We start from the raw sequence: 5,404 nt of genomic DNA on the forward strand, positions 1-5,404 counted from the left end.
CGTATTTGACAACGTGCAAGTTAATGTTAAGTCTTCAAGTGCTGATGCATCACTAATTGGTACACAGGTTGATGACGGTGAAGGTGGTACCGAAGAGTACACTGAAGCTGACTACATTGCAGACATCGCAGCAATCCGTGTAAGTGATACTGCTGTAACTGGTGATGAAATTGAAACAGCAGGTGCTGGTATCGCGATCAAGAATGACGCAGTTGAGTTAGTGATTGATGATGCTGTAACAGGCGACATCGGTGCTGACGGTATCATCACTAGTGGTAAGGGTATCTATCGTGACGAAGGTACACGTGACATTTTCCGTGCACTTGGTGATGTACATGAAACAGTCGGTGTTTCTGGTGATATGGTTGACGAAGCATATCTAGACTCTTCTGGTGTAGCATTTGCTGCAGAAGTTGATGCTGACAACGCTGTAACTGGTGTTGATTTGAGCATCTTCGAATGGGCATTGGCAGAGGTTAACGATCAGGCTGTTTCAGTTATTAGTGGCGACATCACAAGCGATACAACACTAACTAGCGATAGCTTGTATGCAATCACTGGTGAAGTGAATGTTGTTGACGGTGTTACGCTTACTATTGAAGCTGGAACAACACTTTTCGGTGCTTCAGGTAACTCTTACCTAGCGATAAACCGTGGTGCAATGATTGATGCTCAAGGTACAGAGTCAAACCCAATCATCTTTACGTCTGCTCAAGACGTTGCTGGTCTTAATACTGGTGACGAGCAGGGTCAATGGGGTGGCTTGACTATCCTTGGTCAATCTACCAACAACAAAGGCGAGCGTACTTATGAAGCTGGTACTCAGTCTTATGGTCCTGACGCTGGTGTAACGATTGCGGACGATAACAGTGGAACACTGACTTACGTTGCGATCAAATACTCTGGTTATGAAGTAGAAAAAGACAAAGAGCTTAACGGTCTTTCTCTTGGTTCTGTAGGTTCAGGTACAACTATCGAGAACATCGCAATCATTGGTTCTGCGGATGATGGTATCGAGCTTTGGGGCGGTACAGTTAGCGTCGACGGTTTGTATATCTACAACGCTGGTGACGATTCAATCGATACCGACCAAGGTTATATCGGTACACTTTCAAACGTTTATGCTGAGCAGAACATCGTTGATGACGAAACTGGTTCACGTGTAATTGAAGCAGATAGTCACAGCACCTCTACTGATGGTGACCCTAAAGCGCAACCTACTCTTGAAAACGCAATCTTGAAGTCAGTTGGTCGTGCAGTTCGCTTGCGCGAAGGTACAGACTACGTGTTCAACAATGTTCAAATTTTGGTTGAGTTTTCATCAGATGCTGACGTTGAAGCGATCCGTGTAAGTGACACTGGTGTTGATACTGATACTCGCGCAACGGTAACAGGTGCAGGTCTAGCGATTAAGAACAATGTAAACGCTAGTGCTGATCTGTTCACTGCAGGTTCTGAAGCTCGCTTCACTGTAGATGCTGGTAGCACGCTTTATACAGACGATGATACCTCTTTGACTATCACTGAGTACGATGCGAGCTGGGCTGAATAATCCCGCTTAAGTCTAAAAGTGTAAGGTCTTAGGAAGTTTAATGACAGGGATGTTAAGTCTAACTACAAGGAAGTAGTTGGACTTAAATAAATCAAAAGGCCCGCTGTGTAGTGGGCTTTTTATTTTGTAGGTATAAATTTAGCCACTCAGTTATTCGGCTCTTAAATAATGGAAGTATAGATTTGTTTCAAGTTGAATCCAAAAAGCGTTCAACCCTTATTAAAGAACGTTGTATTACAGCAACTCTCGCGATCTCAGCCGCAATTGCCATTGTTACAACTATTGGTATTTTGTTTTCTATCCTGTTCCAGGCGTTAGAGTTCTTTCAATTAAAAAGCCTTTGGTACTTTATTACAGGTACCGAGTGGCACATGAGCCATGGAGAAAGCTCCTTCGGTGCAGTACCGATTTTCGCCGGTACCTTCATGATCACAATTATTGCGTTAGCGGTATCGATACCCATTGGCTTGGGTAATGCGATTTATATGAGTGAATATGCCTCATCAGCTCAGCGAAAAATATTGAAGCCCTTGCTCGAAATTCTGGCGGGTATCCCGACTGTCGTTTATGGCTTCTTTGCTGCGTTGACAGTGGCTCCAGCCATCGTAGCAATAGCGGAACAGTTTGGTGTCGATGCTGCTTTTAACAGCGCACTAGCAAGCGGCTTGGTGATGGGCGTTATGATTATTCCGGTCATTTCATCCTTGAGTGATGACGTACTTCGTGCTGTACCAAGCAGTCAACGCAATGCCGCCTATGCGTTAGGTATGACGCAAAGCGAGACGATCAAAAATATAGTTTTACCCTCTGCGCTTCCGGGCATCATTTCAGCCTGTTTGCTTGGCTTTGCCAAGGCGATTGGTGAAACCATGATTGTGGTGATGGCTGCCGGTCTTAGACCAAATTTGTCGTGGAACCCTTTAGAAGATATGACCACCGTAACAGTGAGAATTGTTGACTCCCTTGTCGGGGATCACGCCTTTGACTCACCGCAAACGCTTTCGGCTTTTGCCTTAGGCTTGGTCTTATTTGTGATCACATTGATTCTCAATATGGTCTCGTTGTCCCAAATCCGTAAGTTTAAAGAAAAATACAAGATAAGCAGGCTATGACTTCAAAACAGAATTCTAATCCTTTTTACGACCCGACCTTAAGTAAACGGCATCGTGCCTCGCGATTTTTCAAACTTTTCGCAAAGAGCTCCGTCGTATTTACTCTGTCGTTTCTGATCTTCTTTATGGTCGATATTCTTAGTACTGCTGCGCCTGCTGTGAAGCAAGCTTATGTGCAAGTTGAAGTAGAGTTTTCAGAGCGAAATGCTAAGTCCACGCGCCGGGCCATTCCAAAAGATTTTCGCAAAATTGTAAGTAGGGCTTGGCTACGTACGTTAACAAAAGCCATGCGAGACCAGCCTGAATTGATGGGTACAAGCGAAACAATGTGGGCATTGGCTGATGACCAGGTTGACCAGTATTTAAAAGGTCATCACTATAACCTGAAAGAAAAGCAGCTTGCCCTAGTCGATAAGTTGAAAGAAGAAGGTAAGTTAGAGCTACGCTGGAATAGTGTTTTCTTCAGTAAGGGTGACTCTAAAATGCCAGAGAATGCCGGGATACTGTCTGCCATCGTAGGCTCGGTACTGACCTTGTTAGTAACAATGGCCTTTGCTTTCCCGATTGGTGTGATGACGGCAATTTACCTGGAAGAGTTTGCATCCGACAACCGCTTTACCCGTTTTGTTGAAGTTAATATAAACAACCTCGCGGCTATTCCTTCAATATTATTCGGCCTACTAGGCTTATCAGTATTTATTAATTTATTTGGTCTGCCAAGAAGCTCGCCATTAGTGGGCGGTATCACTTTAGCGCTAATGACATTACCAATTATTATTGTCAGTTCTCGTGCTGCACTCAGAAGTGTACCCGAGTCAATTCGCCATGCAGGTTATGGTTTGGGCCTTAACAAAATTCAAGTTGTCAAAGACCACGTTCTACCCATTGCGCTACCAGGCATCTTGACCGGTACGATAATTGGCATGGCGCAAGCCATGGGGGAAACCGCTCCATTAATCATTATTGGAATGATTGCATTCATCCCAGATTCACCTTCGTCGATCATGGAGGCTGCGACGGTACTGCCGGCCCAGATCTTTACGTGGGCGGGTATGCCTGAACGTGCATATGTAGAAAAAACAGCAGCGGGCATTGTTGTCATACTGTCGATATTAATCACACTGAACGCTGCAGCTATTTACCTAAGGAAGAAGTATGAAATCAAGTGGTAATAACATAAAGATCGTTGCTGAAGACTTAAACCTTCACTATGGTGATCACCATGCTTTACATGGTATCAACATGCAGGTGCCAGAGAATAATATTACGGCCTTGATCGGGCCATCCGGTTGCGGTAAATCGACATTTTTGCGCTGCCTAAACCGAATGAATGACCTGATCGACATTGTTGATATTGCCGGAAGGGTAGTCATTGATGGTAAGAATATCTATGACAAAGACGTAGACGAAGTTTCAGTAAGAAAGCGTGTAGGAATGGTATTTCAGCAGCCAAACCCTTTTCCAAAGTCTATCTACGAGAATGTTGCTTACGCACCAATTAAGCACAGCCAAGTCAAAAAGGGTAGTACCGAATGTGATGACTTAGTTGAGCGTTCTCTCATATCTGCAGGTCTGTGGAATGAAGTTAAAGACAAGCTGAATTCCCCTGGTACGAGTCTATCAGGTGGTCAACAACAAAGGCTTTGTATTGCCCGAACGATAGCGGTTAAGCCTGACGTTATACTAATGGACGAACCTACCTCAGCACTCGACCCGATCTCGACACAAAAAATCGAAGAGCTAATGCTTGAGCTAAAGAAAAGCTACACGATTGTAATCGTGACGCATAACATGCAACAAGCACATCGTACTGCCGACATGACAGCTCACTTCCACCTAGGGAAGCTAATGGAGTTTGACCAAACGACAAAGGTTTTCGAATCGCCAAGCAATCAGGTAACGCAGGATTATATCGGTGGGCGGTTTGGCTAACTGTTAGAAATAGCGCCGCATAAATGCAAAAAAGGCCAAGTAAAATATTTACTTGGCCTTTTTCGTTTAGCTTATTTAGCTAGAAAGCACTAGCCGCACTTGCTATCACCGCAGTTCAAGCAAGTCTGGCAACCATCCATAACGATCACCGACTTATTGTGGCACTTCTTACAAAGCGTCGCGTTAGCAGGGAATGGGTTATCTTCAGGTGGCTCTTCAGTGTTAACGTGAGTAGCGCTGCCTTCCTTTTCGAACTGGGCTTTCTTTTCAGCAAGAATCTGCTTTGTATGATCGCTCATTTCTTCAGACTTGATTAGACCGATAGTCTTCATGTGCTTCTCGACTACAGAGCTAATCTCGGCTACTAATGATGGCATATAGACGCCACCTTTCTTGTAGTAACCACCGTTCGGGTCATAAACTGAAGATAGCTCTTCGATCATGAAGGTGATGTCACCACCTTTACGGAAGACGGCAGAGATAACGCGAGTTAAAGCGATTACCCACTGATAGTGTTCCATCGACTTAGAATTAATGAAGACTTCATAAGGTCGTCTAATTTCGTGGTCAGTATCTTCATTAAGAATGATGTCGTTAATAGTAATATATAACGCATGCTCAGATACGGGTGGTTTAATTTTATAAGTTGAGCCGAGAAGATAGTCTGGTCGTTTAATCGACTCATTCATCTCTACTGGAACAACCTTTGGCGTGTTGTCTACAACAAGCGCTTTATCACCGGAGTTGTCTACTTGATAACCGACGATTTTCTTTTCAATTTTAATTGCCATAATTTTTTACCTATCAA

Annotated in this window: 4 protein-coding genes and 1 pseudogene; 4 read left to right on the forward strand and 1 reads right to left on the reverse strand. The window is 44.0% G+C overall.

Translation table 11 applies throughout. The features are described 5' to 3' along the window. From A3761_RS27520 to pstB, 4 genes and pseudogenes are all read left to right on the forward strand, one after another. Nucleotides 1–1,552, forward strand: a pseudogene (locus A3761_RS27520) (hypothetical protein); the annotation flags it as partial. Between the two features lie 182 nt (nt 1,553–1,734). Continuing rightward, complete coding sequence (pstC, locus tag A3761_RS08545) at nt 1,735–2,664, forward strand: phosphate ABC transporter permease subunit PstC (protein WP_068512730.1); 930 nt, start codon at nt 1,735–1,737, stop codon at nt 2,662–2,664. Continuing rightward, nucleotides 2,661–3,836 (forward strand): phosphate ABC transporter permease PstA, encoded by a 1,176-nt coding sequence (gene pstA / locus A3761_RS08550; protein WP_068553229.1) that lies wholly within the window; start codon nt 2,661–2,663, stop codon nt 3,834–3,836. The genes pstC and pstA overlap by 4 nt, the downstream gene beginning before the upstream one ends. Next, a complete protein-coding gene (gene pstB / locus A3761_RS08555; protein WP_068553231.1) occupies nt 3,820–4,596 on the forward strand; it encodes a phosphate ABC transporter ATP-binding protein PstB in 777 nt (258 codons plus the stop codon). The genes pstA and pstB overlap by 17 nt, the downstream gene beginning before the upstream one ends. Nucleotides 4,597–4,685: 89 nt before the next feature. Here pstB and A3761_RS08560 read toward each other — a convergent pair whose 3' ends face one another. Then, nucleotides 4,686–5,387: an NrdJb gene (locus A3761_RS08560; RefSeq protein ID WP_068553233.1), complete on the reverse strand. Its 702-nt coding sequence runs from the start codon at nt 5,385–5,387 to the stop codon at nt 4,686–4,688. Nucleotides 5,388–5,404: the final 17 nt, after the last annotated feature.

This window comes from Oleiphilus sp. HI0123 (genome assembly GCF_001635315.1).

Coding starts and splice junctions, on each gene's coding strand:
- pstA (WP_068553229.1), top strand. CDS start 2,661: ATGACTTCAAAACAGAATTCTAATCCTTTTTACGACCCGACCTTAAGT.
- pstB (WP_068553231.1), top strand. CDS start 3,820: ATGAAATCAAGTGGTAATAACATAAAGATCGTTGCTGAAGACTTAAAC.
- A3761_RS08560 (WP_068553233.1), bottom strand. CDS start 5,387: ATGGCAATTAAAATTGAAAAGAAAATCGTCGGTTATCAAGTAGACAAC.